We start from the raw sequence: 14,722 nt of genomic DNA on the forward strand, positions 1-14,722 counted from the left end.
TGCATCGGCGTCCGGGGTTGGTGAGAGTGCCGACATGACCACCAGCAGCCCCACCACCCCTGCCCCTGAGGCCCCGCTCACGTCGGTCGCCGTCCTCGGGGCCCGCGGTCGCATGGGGGTGGAGGTCTGCAAGGCGGTCAACGAGGCCGAGGACCTCGAGCTCGTGGCCATGGTGGAGGGCAGCGAGTGGCTGTTCAACGTCGCCGACGGCGGCGCGCAGGTCGCGGTCGACTTCACCCGCCCGGAGTCGGTGATGGAGAACATCAGGTTCTGCATCGACCAGGGCATCCACTGCGTGGTGGGCACCAGCGGGTTCGACGAGGCCAAGATCGCCACCGTCCGGGAGTGGCTGGCGCCCAAGCCGGACCTCGGCGTCCTGATCGCGCCGAACTTCGGCATCGGTGCCGTCCTGCTGATGAAGTTCGCCGCCGAGGCGTCCCGCTTCTTCTCCTCCGTCGAGCTGGTCGAGCTCCACCACCCGGGCAAGGTGGACGCCCCGTCGGGCACCGCGACCCGGACCGCGCAGCTGATCGGCGAGGCCCGTCGCGCGGCCGGGCTCGGGCCCGCCCCGGACGCCACCCAGGCGGAGGCCTCGCTGCCGGGGGCCCGCGGGGCACTGGTCGACGGCGTGCCGGTGCACGCGGTCCGGCTCGCGGGGTTGGTCGCGCACCAGGAGGTGCTGCTCGGTACCCAGGGCGAGACGCTGACGATGCGCCACGACTCCTACGACCGGGCGTCCTTCATGCCCGGGGTGCTGCTGGCCGTGCGCGAGATCCAGCGCCGGCCCGGCCTGACCATCGGGATCGACTCCCTGCTCGGTCTCTGACCCCGTCCGCGGGGGCGGGGGACCGGGTCGAACCCGGCCCGACACCCCCGCGACACACCGCGGACACGTGACCTGCGTCGTAGACGGGTCCGGATCGGAACCTGGTTGACCTGCGGTTTGTCCTCCGCGGCCCACCGCGCCGACCCCTGCGGGCCACATCGGGGACCCCCCGGGTTTGACGACCCCCACCCCATGGCGTAACTTTCTCTTTGCGCCGGGAACGACCGAGAGGCCGGACCTGAAGCGCCGAGCAGGACAAACCAAGCCGTTCACGAAGGCCTCCGGGTCGGGTTGAACGCGCGTCCGCTCCTTGAGAACTCAACAGCGTGCCGAAAGTCAGTGCCATATGTTTGATCCCCACTCCTCTCGGGGGGTGGGTGTTGGGTTGATTGATATCGAGAGTGCCAACTCTTGGTTCTCGGCCTTGGATCGAAATTCATCTACGGAGAGTTTGATCCTGGCTCAGGACGAACGCTGGCGGCGTGCTTAACACATGCAAGTCGAACGATGAAGCCAGCTTGCTGGTGGATTAGTGGCGAACGGGTGAGTAACACGTGGGCAACCTGCCCTCAGCTCTGGGATAACTCCAAGAAATTGGTGCTAATACCGGATATTCATTCAGCCTCGCATGGGGTTGTGTGGAAAGTTTTTCGGCTGGGGATGGGCCCGCGGCCTATCAGCTTGTTGGTGGGGTGATGGCCTACCAAGGCGACGACGGGTAGCCGGCCTGAGAGGGTGACCGGCCACACTGGGACTGAGACACGGCCCAGACTCCTACGGGAGGCAGCAGTGGGGAATATTGCGCAATGGGCGGAAGCCTGACGCAGCGACGCCGCGTGAGGGATGACGGCCTTCGGGTTGTAAACCTCTTTCAGCAGGGACGAAGCGAAAGTGACGGTACCTGCAGAAGAAGCACCGGCCAACTACGTGCCAGCAGCCGCGGTAATACGTAGGGTGCAAGCGTTGTCCGGAATTATTGGGCGTAAAGAGCTCGTAGGCGGTTTGTCGCGTCGGCTGTGAAAGCCCGGAGCTCAACTCCGGGTCTGCAGTCGATACGGGCAGACTTGAGTGTTGCAGGGGAGACTGGAATTCCTGGTGTAGCGGTGAAATGCGCAGATATCAGGAGGAACACCGGTGGCGAAGGCGGGTCTCTGGGCAACAACTGACGCTGAGGAGCGAAAGCGTGGGGAGCGAACAGGATTAGATACCCTGGTAGTCCACGCCGTAAACGTTGGGCGCTAGGTGTGGGGGCCATTCCACGGTCTCCGTGCCGCAGCTAACGCATTAAGCGCCCCGCCTGGGGAGTACTGCCGCTACGCCAATACTCAAAGGAATTGACGGGGGCTCGCACAAGCGGCGGAGCATGTTGCTTAATTCGATGCAACGCGAAGAACCTTACCTAGGCTTGACATGTGCGGAAATCCTCCAGAGATGGTGGGTCCGTAAGGGTCGCACACAGGTGGTGCATGGTTGTCGTCAGCTCGTGTCGTGAGATGTTGGGTTAAGTCCCGCAACGAGCGCAACCCTCGTTCCATGTTGCCAGCACGTCATGGTGGGGACTCATGGGAGACTGCCGGGGTCAACTCGGAGGAAGGTGGGGATGACGTCAAATCATCATGCCCCTTATGTCTAGGGCTGCAAACATGCTACAATGGCCGGTACAAAGGGCTGCGATACCGCGAGGTGGAGCGAATCCCAAAAAGCCGGTCTCAGTTCGGATTGGGGTCTGCAACTCGACCCCATGAAGTTGGAGTCGCTAGTAATCGCAGATCAGCAACGCTGCGGTGAATACGTTCCCGGGCCTTGTACACACCGCCCGTCACGTCACGAAAGTCGGTAACGCCCGAAGCCGGTGGCCCAACCCCTTGTGGGAGGGAGCCGTCGAAGGCGGGATCGGCGATTGGGACGAAGTCGTAACAAGGTAGCCGTACCGGAAGGTGCGGCTGGATCACCTCCTTTCTAAGGAGCACTGGCCGGCGCATGTCCATGGGGTTCCTCCTGTGGGTGTCCGGTCCAGAGTCACGCCCACGCCGATGACGTCGCCAGGTCTTCTGGTGGCGCGAAGTGTGTGGGGTGTCGCTCACGGGTGGAACACTGACCAGTTCGACCGATCGGTCGTCATCGGCCCCAAGTACAGCCAGCTTGCTGGTGGGAACGGGGGTGGGGACGGTTGAGGGGTTGTAGGCACGCTGTTGGGTCCTGAGGGAGCGGACCCGATGCCCACCGGAAGGTGGGGATTGGGGTATGCGATCTCGTACGGGGCCTGCCTGTCCGTCACATCAGCCCGTTTGCGGGTGTTGGTGGTGGGTGTGGGGTGGGTGGTCGTTCGTTCTTTGAGAACTGCACAGTGGACGCGAGCATCTTGTAGTGATTGTTTGTTTGTGTGTTCAAGTTGTTAAGGGCGCACGGTGGATGCCTTGGCACCAGGAGCCGATGAAGGACGTAGGAGGCTGCGATAAGCCTCGGGGAGCTGTCAACCGAGCGTTGATCCGAGGATTTCCGAATGGGGGAACCCCGCACCAGTCATGTGGTGTGACCCGCGCCTGAATATATAGGGCGTGTGGAGGGAACGTGGGGAAGTGAAACATCTCAGTACCCACAGGAAGAGAAAACAACCGTGATTCCGTGAGTAGTGGCGAGCGAAAGCGGATGAGGCTAAACCATGTGCATGTGATAGCCGGCAGGCGTTGTGCATGTGGGGTCGTGGGACGCATCTTGATCCTTCTGCCGAAGGTTCGGGGAGTCAGAAAAGTGTTGTGTTAGTGGAAGGCCTCTGGAAGGGGTCGCCATAGAGGGTGAGAGCCCCGTACACGAAAACGCGCACTCTCCTTTGATGTGTTCCCAAGTAGCACCGAGCTCGTGAAATTCGGTGTGAATCTGGCGGGACCACCCGCTAAGCCTAAATACTCCCTGGTGACCGATAGCGGACAAGTACCGTGAGGGAAAGGTGAAAAGTACCCCGGGAGGGGAGTGAAATAGTACCTGAAACCGTGTGCCTACAAGCCGTGAGAGCCTTATGCGCATTCGTGCGTGGGGGTGATTGCGTGCCTTTTGAAGAATGAGCCTGCGAGTTAGCGGTACGTGGCGAGGTTAACCCGTGTGGGGTAGCCGTAGCGAAAGCGAGTCCGAATAGGGCGTTCCAGTCGCGTGCTCTAGACCCGAAGCCGAGTGATCTACCCATGGCCAGGTTGAAGCGCGGGTAAGACCGCGTGGAGGACCGAACCCACTTCGGTTGAAAACGGAGGGGATGAGCTGTGGGTAGGGGTGAAAGGCCAATCAAACTCGGTGATAGCTGGTTCTCCCCGAAATGCATTTAGGTGCAGCGTCACGTGTTTCTTGCCGGAGGTAGAGCACTGGATGGTCTAGGGGCCCCACAAGGTTACTGAAATCAACCAAACTCCGAATGCCGGTAAGTGAGAGCGTGGCAGTGAGACTGCGGGCGATAAGGTTCGTAGTCGAGAGGGAAACAGCCCAGATCATCAGCTAAGGCCCCTAAGCGTGTGCTAAGTGGAAAAGGATGTGGAGTCGCAGTGACAACCAGGAGGTTGGCTTAGAAGCAGCCACCCTTGAAAGAGTGCGTAATAGCTCACTGGTCAAGTGATTCCGCGCCGACAATGTAGCGGGGCTCAAGCACACCGCCGAAGCTATGGCATTCACGCAATAGCCTGCTCCTCGATCAAGGTCGTTGAGCCAGGTGTGTGGATGGGTAGGGGAGCGTCGTGTGGCGATGGAAGCGGCGGAGTGATCCAGCCGTGGACGCCACACGAGTGAGAATGCAGGCATGAGTAGCGAAAGGGGAGTGAGAAACTCCCCCGCCGGATGACCAAGGGTTCCTGGGCCAGGCTAATCCGCCCAGGGTGAGTCGGGACCTAAGGCGAGGCCGACAGGCGTAGTCGATGGACAACGGGTTGATATTCCCGTACCCGCGAAAGAGCGTCCATGCTGAACCCAGCGATGCTAACCATCTGAAGCTCCGTGACTGCTGCCCTTCGGGGTGGTGGCGTGTGGGTGGAACGTGGGACCCGGACTGGTAGTAGGCAAGCGATGGGGTGACGCAGGAAGGTAGTCCTACCGGTGAGTGGTAGTACCGGTGCAAGGGTGTGGCCCGTGGAATAGGCAAATCCGTTCCGCAATAGGGTGAGGCCTGACGCATAGCCGAATGAGGCGAATGGGATGATCCTATGCTGCCGAGAAAAGCCTCTAGCGAGCTCTGAGCGGCCCGTACCCCAAACCAACTCAGGTGGTCAGGTAGAGAATACCAAGGCGATCGAGCGAACTGTGGTTAAGGAACTCGGCAAAATGCCCCCGTAACTTCGGGAGAAGGGGGGCCATTCACTGTCATCACCCTTGCGGTGGGCAGCGGTGGGTGGCCGCAGAGACCAGTGAGAAGCGACTGTTTACTAAAAACACAGGTCCGTGCGAAGTCGAAAGACGATGTATACGGACTGACGCCTGCCCGGTGCTGGAACGTTAAGGGGACGGGTTAGCTCTTTTAGGGCGAAGCTCAGAACTCAAGCGCCAGTAAACGGCGGTGGTAACTATAACCATCCTAAGGTAGCGAAATTCCTTGTCGGGTAAGTTCCGACCTGCACGAATGGCGTAACGACTTCTCAGCTGTCTCAACCACAGGCTCGGCGAAATTGCACTACGAGTAAAGATGCTCGTTACGCGCGGCAGGACGGAAAGACCCCGGGACCTTCACTATAGCTTGATATTGGTGTTCGGTTCGGTTTGTGTAGGATAGGTGGGAGACTGTGAAGCGGGCACGCCAGTGTTCGTGGAGTCGTCGTTGAAATACCACTCTGGTCGAATTGGATGTCTAACCTCGGTCCGTGATCCGGATCAGGGACAGTGTCAGGTGGGTAGTTTAACTGGGGCGGTTGCCTCCCAAAATGTAACGGAGGCGCCCAAAGGTTCCCTCAGCCTGGTTGGCAATCAGGTGTCGAGTGCAAGTGCACAAGGGAGCTTGACTGTGAGACCGACGGGTCGAGCAGGAGCGAAAGCTGGGACTAGTGACCCGGCACCGGCATGTGGAAGCGGTGTCGCTCAACGGATAAAAGGTACCCCGGGGATAACAGGCTGATCTTCCCCAAGAGTCCATATCGACGGGATGGTTTGGCACCTCGATGTCGGCTCGTCGCATCCCGGGGCTGGAGGAGGTCCCCAGGGTCGGGCTGTTCGCCCATTAAAGCGGTACGCGAGCTGGGTTTAGAACGTCGTGAGACAGTTCGGTCCCTATCCGCCGTGCGCGTAAGAGACTTGAGAAGAGCTGTCCCTAGTACGAGAGGACCGGGACGGACGAACCTCTGGTGTGCCAGTTGTTCCGCCAGGAGCACTGCTGGTTGGCTACGTTCGGCAGGGATAACCGCTGAAAGCATCTAAGCGGGAAGCTCGCTTCAAGATGAGGTCTCTCACCCCTTGTGGGTTAAGGCCCCCGCCCAGACCAGCGGGTTGATAGGCCGGAGGTGGAAGCACAGCAATGTGTGGAGCTGACCGGTACTAATAGGCCGAGGACTTGACTCACCTCAAACATTCACGCAATCAGCAAGATCTTGTCTCGCGTCCACTGTGCGGTTCTGAAAGAACGGACACACCTCGTGTGTGCTCCACAGACCGCCCCACCAGCATCCCTTTGACCGGGTGCGACAGGGGTGGAAACTTTCACAGCGTTACGGCGGTCATGGCGAGAGGGAAACGCCCGGTCTCATTCCGAACCCGGAAGCTAAGCCTCTCAGCGCCGATGGTACTGCCCGGGGGACTGGGTGGGAGAGTAGGACGCCGCCGGACACCATTTCCGAAACGGGGTCACAGCATCTGCTGTGGCCCCGTTTCGTGCATTCAGGACAAGGATCGTCCAAGCGACGCACCCCCGGTTGCCGGCACTCCGACGACGAGGGCGCGCCGCGCCTCTGGCTGCGTCAGCGGCGACGGTCGGGTGGGGCGGTGGTCGCGCCGACGTTGTCGGCGAGCCAGTCGTTGAGGGGCTTGAGGGCGCGCCAGGTCTTCCGGACGCGGTCGATGACTTCGCGGCTGTCCAACCAGTCCTCCGGGGTCCAGTGCGTGCCGCCGTGGATGCTCTTGTGACGCAGGAGCTCGATCCTCGGGTGGTCGGGCTCGTAGCCCCGTGGGGCGCGCTTGAGCTGCTCGCCGTCGACCGAGAGGCCGGCGCGGCGGATCTTCGCGACCAGCTGCTCCAGCTGTCCGCCGGGGAGGTCGTCGTCCACGGCGCGGCGGTAGCGCTCGACCTGGTCGGGCTGCATGCGCCAGCTGCCGCCGCGTGCGGTCAGTCCGTCGGCGGACACCTCGACGTACCAGGCGCCCGTGCCGGCCCCCTCGAGGTGCAGCACGGCACCCTGGTGGGTCTTGTAGGGGGTCTTGTCCTTGCTGAAGCGCACGTCCCGGTAGGGGCGGAAGAGCTTGGGCGTGCCGAACTCGGCCGTCAGCTCCTCGACCAGCGCCAGCATCGGACCGCGCACGTGCTCCTCGTAGGAGGCCTTGTGCTGCGTCCAGTAGGGCTTGCTGTTGTCCGCCTCGAGGCCCTCGAAGAAGACCAGACCCTCGTCGGGGAACCCGGTGAAGCTCATCCCAGCCCTTCGTCGTCGACCAGCGCGGCGTGCCACCGCTGCTCGTGGATGGTGGTGGTCCCGGCGTCCAGCGCGCGGGTCCAGCCGTCGACTGCCCACCCGGCGGACGTCAGGAACGCAGCCGTCACCTCGTCCGCCGTGGGCACCCAGACCTGCAGCCGGCGCACGCCGGTCGGCACCACCAGGTCGACGACGGCGGCCAGCAGCCGGCTGCCGTGCCCCCGTCGTCCCCAGCGGGGCTCGACGAGCAGGGCCTGCAGCTCCCCGGTGGGGCCGTCCGCGGACGACGCCTCACCGGGCTGGAGCTCGGCAGGGCCGTGCGCGAGGAAGCCGACGACCTCGCCGTTCTCGGTGGCCACCAGCACGCCGTGGCCCGGGGTGGGCGGCGTGCCGATCGAGTCGGCCCACCGGGCGGCGACCGCGTCGTCGTCCCACTCGTCGAGGACGGCGGCCGGCAGCAGCTCGCGGTAGGCGGTGCGCCAGGTGACCCGTTGCACGCGGGCGATGTCGGCCGCGTCGGTGGGGCGGGCCGGCCGGACGGAGGACTCGGCGCGTCCGGTGAGCTGCACCCCCGCACCCTAGGCGGCGCGTGCTGTCGGACCCCGGGGGCAGGATCGACCACGTGCACCATCTGCCCCCCGTCGAGCACCTCCCGGCCCCGTTGGCCCGCCGCATCGCGCTGGCCGCGCAGGGGCTGGCCGACGAGCGCCCGGTGACCGCCGCGGGCACCCGGCAGCTGCGGGCGCTGGTGGAGCGGCTGGCGGTGGTCCAGATCGACTCGGTCAACGTGCTGTCCCGCTCCCACTACCTGCCCGCGTTCAGCCGGCTGGGTGCCTACCCGCGCGAGCTGCTGGACCGGCTGCACGCCCCGCGGCACGACGTGTTCGAGTACTGGGCGCACGAGGCGTCCTACCTGCCGGTGCGGCTGCACCCCCACCTGCGGTGGCGGATGGCCGCGGCCGAGCAGCACGCTTGGGGGTCGATGCTGCGGGTGCAGCGGGAGCGCCCGCAGTACGTGTCGGAGCTGCTGGACCGGGTGCGCGAGACGGGCCCGCTGCGCGCCAGCGACCTGGGGGAGCAGCGACCCAGCACCCCCGGGCAGATGTGGAACTGGCACCCGGGCAAGGCGGCCCTGGAGTACCTGTTCTTCGTCGGCGCGCTCACCGCCCGGTCCCGCACCGCCGGGTTCGAGCGGGTCTACGACCTCACCGAGCGCGTGCTGCCGGCCGCGGTGGTGGCGACGCCGACCCCGCCGCGGGCCGACGCCGTCCGCGAGCTGGTCCGCACGGCCGCCCGGGCGCTGGGCGTGGCCACCGAGACCGACCTGCGCGACTACTTCCGGCTCCCGGTCGCCGACGCGCGCACGGCGGTGGCCGAGCTGGCCGAGGCCGGTGAGCTGCTGCCCGTCGAGGTGGCGGGGTGGGGTCGACCCGGGTGGCTCGACCCGGCGGCGCGCCGGCCGCGGCGGGCCCGGGCCCGGGCGCTGCTGTCGCCGTTCGACTCGCTGGTCTGGGAGCGCCCGCGCATCGAGCGGCTGTTCGGCTTCCGCTACCGGCTGGAGATCTACACCCCGGCCGCGCAGCGGGTGCACGGCTACTACGTGCTGCCCTTCCTGCTCGGGGACGAGCTGGTGGCCCGGGTGGACCTCAAGGCCGACCGGGCGGCCGGCGTGCTGCGCGTCCAGGCCGCGCACGTGGAGGAGCACCACCCCGCGCCGGCCCTGGTCGCCGACGAGCTGGCCGCCGAGCTGCGGCTGATGGCCGGCTGGCTCTCACTCGACCGGGTCGAGGTGCAGCCGCGTGGTGACCTGGCACCCGAGCTCGCCCGGGCGGTCTGATCAGCCCGCCCGGCGCAGCCGGAGGTCGCCGGAGACCGAGCGCATCCGGACGGTCAGGGTCGCCGCGCCCTCGGCGTCGTCGTCCCCGGCGAGCTGGGAGTCCAGCCGTCCGCTGACGCTCTGCAGGTCCAGCCACAACCGGAGCCCGGGGGCCACGGCGACGGTGGCGTCCCCGGACACGGTGCGCAGCGCGACCTCGCCGCTGGTCACCCGGCCGACCGTCACGTCCGCGGAGGCGGTGGAGACGTCGACGTCCCCGCCCACGGCGCCCAGCCGGACCTCGCCCGAGGCGGTGGACACCGCGACCGACCCGGCGACGTCGTCCAGCCGGACGTCGCCGGACGCCGAGCGCACCCCGACGTCCCCGTGGACGGCGACCGCGTGCAGGTCGCCGCTGGCCGTCCGCACCTGCAACCCGGTGCAGGAGTCCACCCGCACGTCGGCGCTGGCCCCGGTGACCTCGACGTCGGCCAGCGGTCCGCGCAGGGTGCACCCGGCCGAGGCGACCACGGCGGTGACCGGGCAGCCCGCGGGCACCGTCACCGCCACCGCGAACCGCGGGCTGGACAGCAGGCGCGCGGTCGGCACGGCCACGACGAGGCGGGCCGGGTCGCGGAGCAGCTCCACCGACACCTCGTCGAGCAGCCGCTCGGCCGACCCGTTCAGCGGTTCGACGTCGACGGTCATCGCGGTCAGGCCCTCGACGGCGGTCACGGTGACCGTGCCGGCGGGGTTGCGGACCTCGACGGCCGGGGCGCTGCCGTCGGTGGGGAAGGACTCGCGGCGGATCGGCACGGGGACTCCAGGGGTGGTGGGCTCAGCTGCGCGCGAAGCCGGTGAACCGGCGACCCGGGCCGGGTCGCGGGGCGGACGGGGTGGGGGACTGCAGGCCGGCGGCGACGGCGCGCACCAGCCAGGTGTTCAGGGAGACGCCGGCGTCGGCGGCCGCGGTCTCGGCGCGGCCCTTGAGCGACTCGGGCAGCCGGAGGCTGATCCGGGCGACCGCGCCGTCGTCGTCGGGGTCGGCGGTCTCCTGGGCCGGCTCGGCGGGCGGGGCGGCCTGGGTCACCACGACCTCGGGGTCGCGGCCCCGGATGCGGACGTCCACCGAGGCGCCGTCCAGGGCGGCCGTGACCTCGGCGGCCATCGCGGCCAACGCGTCGGTGACCGCCAGCCGGACGGCGGGCTCGAGGGTGTCGGCGAGCAGCCGGGCGGTGGCCTGGGTCTGCTCGGTGCCGGCCGCGGCCGTGGTGCGCAGGTGGGCGCCGAGCGCGTCGACGTACTGGCTGAGGTCCATGCGGTGATCCTGCCGCCGGCTCAGCGGAGGCGGAGCACGCCGAGGTTGCGCTGCCGCCGCCAGGGCGACAGGAGGCGGGCGACGTCCCGGTCGTGGGAGCGGTCGGGGGTGCGGTCGGGGTGCCGCCGGGTGAGCTGGCTGCGCAGCTCCTCGACGTAGGGGTCGGAGGTCATGGCGTCAGCATGGTACCACTGTGACGTCATGGCAACACCATGACGACATCTCCGTGGTGCGCGACGCGGCCGCCGTAGGGTCGGCAGCCGTGCCCGACATCGCCCCGCTGACGGTCCAGGTGGTCGCCCAGACCCAGTTCACCCCGCCGGCCGAGGTGCCCTGGGAGACCGACGCGGACGGCGGGCAGGCCCTCGCCGAGTTCGCCGGCCGGGCCTGCTACCAGTCCTGGGGCAAGCCGAACCCGCAGACCGCGACCAACGCCGGCTACCTGCGGCACATCCTCGAGGTCGGCCACCTGTCGGTGCTCGAGCACGGCACGGTGTCGATGTACCTCACCGGCGTCTCCCGGTCGCTGACCCACGAGCTCGTGCGGCACCGGCACTTCTCGTTCAGCCAGCTGTCCCAGCGCTACGTGCGCGAGGGGGACGCCGCCTTCGTGGAGCCCGCCGCGATCGCCCAGGACCCCGAGCTGCACGCCCTGTTCACCGCCGCCGTGGACAGCTCGCGGCAGGCCTACGAGGCCCTGCTGGCGGGGTTGGAGGACCGGTTCGCCGACGTCCCGAACCCCACCCTGCGCCGCAAGCAGGCCCGGCAGGCCGCGCGGGCGGTGCTGCCCAACGCCACCGAGACCCGCATCGTGGTGACCGGCAACTACCGGACCTGGCGGCACTTCGTGGCCATGCGGGCCAGCGAGCACGCCGACGTCGAGATCCGCGACCTGGCCGTGCGGTGCCTGCGCGAGCTGCAGCGGGTGGCCGGCAACGTGTTCGGCGACTTCCGGATCAGCGCGCTGGCCGACGGCTCGGAGGTCGCGGCCAGCCCGCTGGTCGGCGAGGCCTGAGTCAGCGGGTCGGGACCGCCGTCCCGGCCGCGGCCCACAGCTGCTCGACCGCCGCCACGACGGCGGGCAGGTCGGCGGTGGCGTCCACCTCGGCGTCGACGTCGCGCACCGCCGCGTTCTCGGCGTGCAGCGCGTCGAGCTCGGGACCGGTCAGCGGTCCGCCCGCGGCGCGGGCCCGGGCCACCTCCAGCGGGACCCGCAGCGCCACGACGAACGGCGCTGCGGTCGACGTCCGGTACACCTCGCCCACCGGCCCGCGGACGACGTCGCACAGCACCACCTCGACCCCGGCCGCGGTGAAGGACGCCGCCAGCAGGCAGGCCTGGACGGCGGCCAGCCGGTGCTGGTCCTCCCCGGCGCCGGGCCGCCACGGCTGCACGGCCCCCGACCGGACCATCGCCCGGACGTCGGCCACCTCCACCACCGCGCACAGCTCCCGGGCCGCGGCGAGCGCGCCGGCGACCGAGGACAGGCCCGCCGCCGGGGACCCGGTGAGCAGCAGCGGACGGCGGAGGGGGAGCGGGGACATGCCCGGCATCCTGCCGGGAGGGACGGCGCGGCGCCCGACCGCGCTGGGTAGCGTGACGGTCATGCCTGACCCCGCGCGCCCCTTCGGTCGTGTGCTCACGGCCATGGTCACCCCGTTCACCGAGGACGGGTCGGTCGACCTCGCCGGGGCGCAGGAGCTCGCCGCGCACCTGGTCGACCGCGGTCGCCACGACGGCCTGGTCGTCAACGGCACGACCGGTGAGTCGCCCACGGTGTCCGACGCCGAGCAGACCACCCTCCTGGAGGCGGTGCTCGACGCGGTCGGGGACCGCGCCGTCGTCGTGGCCGGCGCCGGCACCAACGACACCGCGCACTCGATCGACAAGGCGCGCGCCGCCGAGCGGCTCGGCGCGCACGGGCTGCTCGTGGTGACGCCGTACTACAACCGGCCCACCCAGCGCGGCCTGCTGGCGCACTTCGGCGCGGTCGCCGACGCCACCGACCTGCCGGTGATGCTCTACGACATCCCGCCGCGCTCGCAGGTGCCGATCGCCGTGGACACCCTGGTCCGGCTGGCCGAGCACCCGCGGATCGTCGCGGTCAAGGACGCCAAGGGGAACCTCAACGACGTCTCCTGGACCCTCGCCCGCACCGACCTGGCCTACTACAGCGGCGACGACGTGCTGAACCTGGCGCTGCTGGCCGTGGGCGCCGTCGGCGTCGTCAGCGTGGTCGGCCACGTGGTCGGCCCGCAGCTGGCCGAGCTGGTCGCCGCCGTCGAGGCCGGTGACCTGGTCCGGGCCCGCGCGGTCAACGACGCGCTGCTGCCGGTGTACGCCGGGATCATGGGCGGCGGCCAGGGCGCGATGATGGTCAAGGCCGCCCTGCACCTGCTCGGCCTGCCCGCCGGCCCGACCCGGCCCCCGCTGGTGGACGCCACCGCCGAGGAGGTCGCCCAGCTGCGGCGGGACCTCGCCGCCGGCGGGCTCCTGCGGTGACCACCCCGCGGACCGCCCCGCCGCCCCTGGCCGACGGCGGGCTGCGGGTGATCGCCCTGGGCGGGCTGGGCGAGATCGGCCGCAACATGGCCGTGCTGGAGTTCGCCGGGCGGCTGCTGGTCATCGACTGCGGCGTGCTCTTCCCGGAGGCCGAGCAGCCCGGCGTGGACCTGGTCCTCCCGGACTTCTCGGTGATCGAGGACCGGCTGGACGACGTGGAGGCCGTCGTCCTCACGCACGGGCACGAGGACCACATCGGCGCCGTCCCCTACCTGCTCCGGCTGCGCCCGGACATCCCGCTGGTCGGCTCCCGGTTCACCCTGGCGCTGGTGGCCGCCAAGCTGCGCGAGCACCGGATCGTGCCGCAGCTGGTCGAGGTGGCCGCCGGGGACCACCACCGCGCCGGGCCCTTCGACACCGAGTACGTCTGCGTCAACCACTCCATCCCCGACGCCCTGGCCGTCGCCGTGCACACCCCGGCCGGCACGCTGGTGCACACCGGGGACTTCAAGATGGACCAGCTCCCCCTGGACGGGCGGCTGACCGACCTCGGCGCGTTCGCCCGGCTGGGGGCGGCCGGCATCGACCTGCTGCTCAGCGACTCCACCAACGCCGAGGTGCCCGGGTTCGTCACCAGCGAGCGCTCCATCGGGCCGGTGCTGGACACCGTGTTCGCCGGTGCGCGGCAGCGCCTGGTGGTGTCCAGCTTCGCCAGCCACGTGCACCGCATCCAGCAGGTGCTCGACAGCGCGGCCCGGCACGGCCGGAAGGTGGCGCTGGTCGGCCGGTCGATGGTCCGCAACATGGGCGTGGCCCAGGAGCTGGGCCTGCTGCACGTCCCCGACGGCCTGCTGGTCCCGCTCGAGGAGGCCACCGCGCTGCCGGCCCACCAGGTGGTGCTGGTCAGCACCGGGTCGCAGGGCGAGCCGCTCAGCGCGCTGGGCCGGATGGCGGCCGGCACCCACGCGCACGTGACGATCCAGCCCGGCGACACCGTCGTGCTGGCCAGCTCGCTGGTGCCGGGCAACGAGACCGCGGTCTACAAGGTGATCAACGGGCTGGCCCGGCTGGGCGCGACCGTGGTGCACAAGGAGACCGCCCGGGTGCACGTGTCCGGGCACGCCCCGGCCGGGGAGCTGCGGCTGCTGCTGCAGGTCGCGCGTCCCCGGCACCTGCTGCCGGTGCACGGGGAGTGGCGGCACCTGCGCGCGCACGCCGCGATCGCCGCCGAGGCCGGCATGCGGCCCGACCAGGTGCTGCTCGCCGAGGACGGCGTCGTGGTCGACCTGGTGGACGGCGTCGCCTCGGTCGTCGGCGCCGTGCCGGTGGGCAACGTCTACGTCGACGGCCTGGCCGTGGGCGACGTGGGGGAGGAGTCGCTGCAGGCCCGCCGGATCCTCGGCGACGAGGGCTTCGTGGCGCTGACCGTCGTCGTCGAGCCCGCCACCGGGACCGTCGTCGCCCCGGTCCACCTGTCCACCCGCGGGTTCTCCGACGACCCCGCGGTGTTCGCCCCGGTGCTGGAGCTGGTCGAGGAGGCGCTGCGCCGCACGCTGGCCGACGGCCCGGTCGACAGCCACCGGCTGGCCCAGGTGGTCCGGCGGACGGTGGGCGCCTGGGTGTCCCAGACCCACCGCCGCCGCCCGATGATCATCCCGACGGTCCTCGAGGTCTGA

At 68.8% G+C, this 14,722-nt stretch carries 11 protein-coding genes and 3 rRNA genes; 8 read left to right on the forward strand and 6 right to left on the reverse strand.

Translation table 11 applies throughout. The features are described 5' to 3' along the window. The first annotated feature begins 34 nt into the window (after positions 1–34). The 4 genes from dapB (at position 35) to rrf (ending at position 6,613) form a co-directional block, all read left to right on the forward strand. Positions 35–826 (forward strand): 4-hydroxy-tetrahydrodipicolinate reductase, encoded by a 792-nt coding sequence (gene dapB / locus LFA75_RS18115; protein WP_225234994.1) that lies wholly within the window; start codon positions 35–37, stop codon positions 824–826. A 439-nt stretch (positions 827–1,265) separates the two neighbouring features. Next, positions 1,266–2,785 (forward strand): 16S ribosomal RNA (locus LFA75_RS18120). A gap of 426 nt (positions 2,786–3,211) precedes the next feature. Then, positions 3,212–6,349: ribosomal RNA gene (locus tag LFA75_RS18125) — 23S ribosomal RNA — on the forward strand. A gap of 147 nt (positions 6,350–6,496) precedes the next feature. Then, positions 6,497–6,613 (forward strand): 5S ribosomal RNA (gene rrf / locus LFA75_RS18130). The 16S, 23S and 5S rRNA genes sit together here, the layout of an rRNA operon. A gap of 131 nt (positions 6,614–6,744) precedes the next feature. On the opposite strand, the gene LFA75_RS18135 is transcribed toward rrf, so the two are convergent. Further along, positions 6,745–7,410, reverse strand: a complete 666-nt coding sequence (locus LFA75_RS18135) for a DUF2461 domain-containing protein (protein ID WP_225234995.1) — start codon at positions 7,408–7,410, stop codon at positions 6,745–6,747. Beyond that, positions 7,407–7,979, reverse strand: coding sequence for a GNAT family N-acetyltransferase (locus LFA75_RS18140; RefSeq protein ID WP_225234996.1), 573 nt, complete (start codon positions 7,977–7,979; stop codon positions 7,407–7,409). Before LFA75_RS18140 ends, LFA75_RS18135 begins: the two co-directional genes overlap by 4 nt. A gap of 53 nt (positions 7,980–8,032) precedes the next feature. On the opposite strand from LFA75_RS18140, the gene LFA75_RS18145 reads away from it, so the two are divergent. Next, complete coding sequence (locus tag LFA75_RS18145; protein WP_225234997.1) at positions 8,033–9,247, forward strand: winged helix-turn-helix domain-containing protein; 1,215 nt, start codon at positions 8,033–8,035, stop codon at positions 9,245–9,247. Here LFA75_RS18145 and LFA75_RS18150 read toward each other — a convergent pair whose 3' ends face one another. The 3 genes from LFA75_RS18150 to LFA75_RS18160 are packed head-to-tail and all read right to left on the reverse strand — an operon-like array spanning position 9,248 to position 10,717. After that, positions 9,248–10,042, reverse strand: a complete 795-nt coding sequence (locus LFA75_RS18150) for a DUF4097 family beta strand repeat-containing protein (protein ID WP_225234998.1) — start codon at positions 10,040–10,042, stop codon at positions 9,248–9,250. 22 nt (positions 10,043–10,064) lie between these two features. Further along, positions 10,065–10,544, reverse strand: a complete 480-nt coding sequence (locus tag LFA75_RS18155; RefSeq protein WP_225234999.1) for a toxin-antitoxin system HicB family antitoxin — start codon at positions 10,542–10,544, stop codon at positions 10,065–10,067. A gap of 20 nt (positions 10,545–10,564) precedes the next feature. Next, entirely contained in the window at positions 10,565–10,717 is a 153-nt protein-coding gene (locus tag LFA75_RS18160) for a hypothetical protein (protein ID WP_225235000.1), read from the reverse strand. An 89-nt stretch (positions 10,718–10,806) separates the two neighbouring features. On the opposite strand from LFA75_RS18160, the gene thyX reads away from it, so the two are divergent. After that, positions 10,807–11,559: an FAD-dependent thymidylate synthase gene (gene thyX / locus LFA75_RS18165; RefSeq protein WP_225235001.1), complete on the forward strand. Its 753-nt coding sequence runs from the start codon at positions 10,807–10,809 to the stop codon at positions 11,557–11,559. A 1-nt stretch (position 11,560) separates the two neighbouring features. Here the strand turns inward: thyX and LFA75_RS18170 are convergent, their stop codons facing one another. Beyond that, complete coding sequence (locus tag LFA75_RS18170; RefSeq protein WP_225235002.1) at positions 11,561–12,088, reverse strand: hypothetical protein; 528 nt, start codon at positions 12,086–12,088, stop codon at positions 11,561–11,563. A gap of 61 nt (positions 12,089–12,149) precedes the next feature. Between LFA75_RS18170 and dapA the strand changes: the two genes are divergently transcribed. Together dapA and LFA75_RS18180 are read left to right on the forward strand one after the other, a co-directional pair. After that, a complete protein-coding gene (dapA, locus tag LFA75_RS18175; RefSeq protein WP_225235003.1) occupies positions 12,150–13,046 on the forward strand; it encodes a 4-hydroxy-tetrahydrodipicolinate synthase in 897 nt (298 codons plus the stop codon). Further along, the gene (locus LFA75_RS18180; RefSeq protein WP_225235004.1) at positions 13,043–14,722 is read left to right on the forward strand and encodes a ribonuclease J; all 1,680 of its coding nucleotides are present in this window, start codon (positions 13,043–13,045) and stop codon (positions 14,720–14,722) included. The genes dapA and LFA75_RS18180 overlap by 4 nt, the downstream gene beginning before the upstream one ends.

Source organism: Klenkia terrae (assembly GCF_900491935.1).
Lineage (GTDB): Bacteria > Actinomycetota > Actinomycetes > Mycobacteriales > Geodermatophilaceae > Klenkia > Klenkia terrae.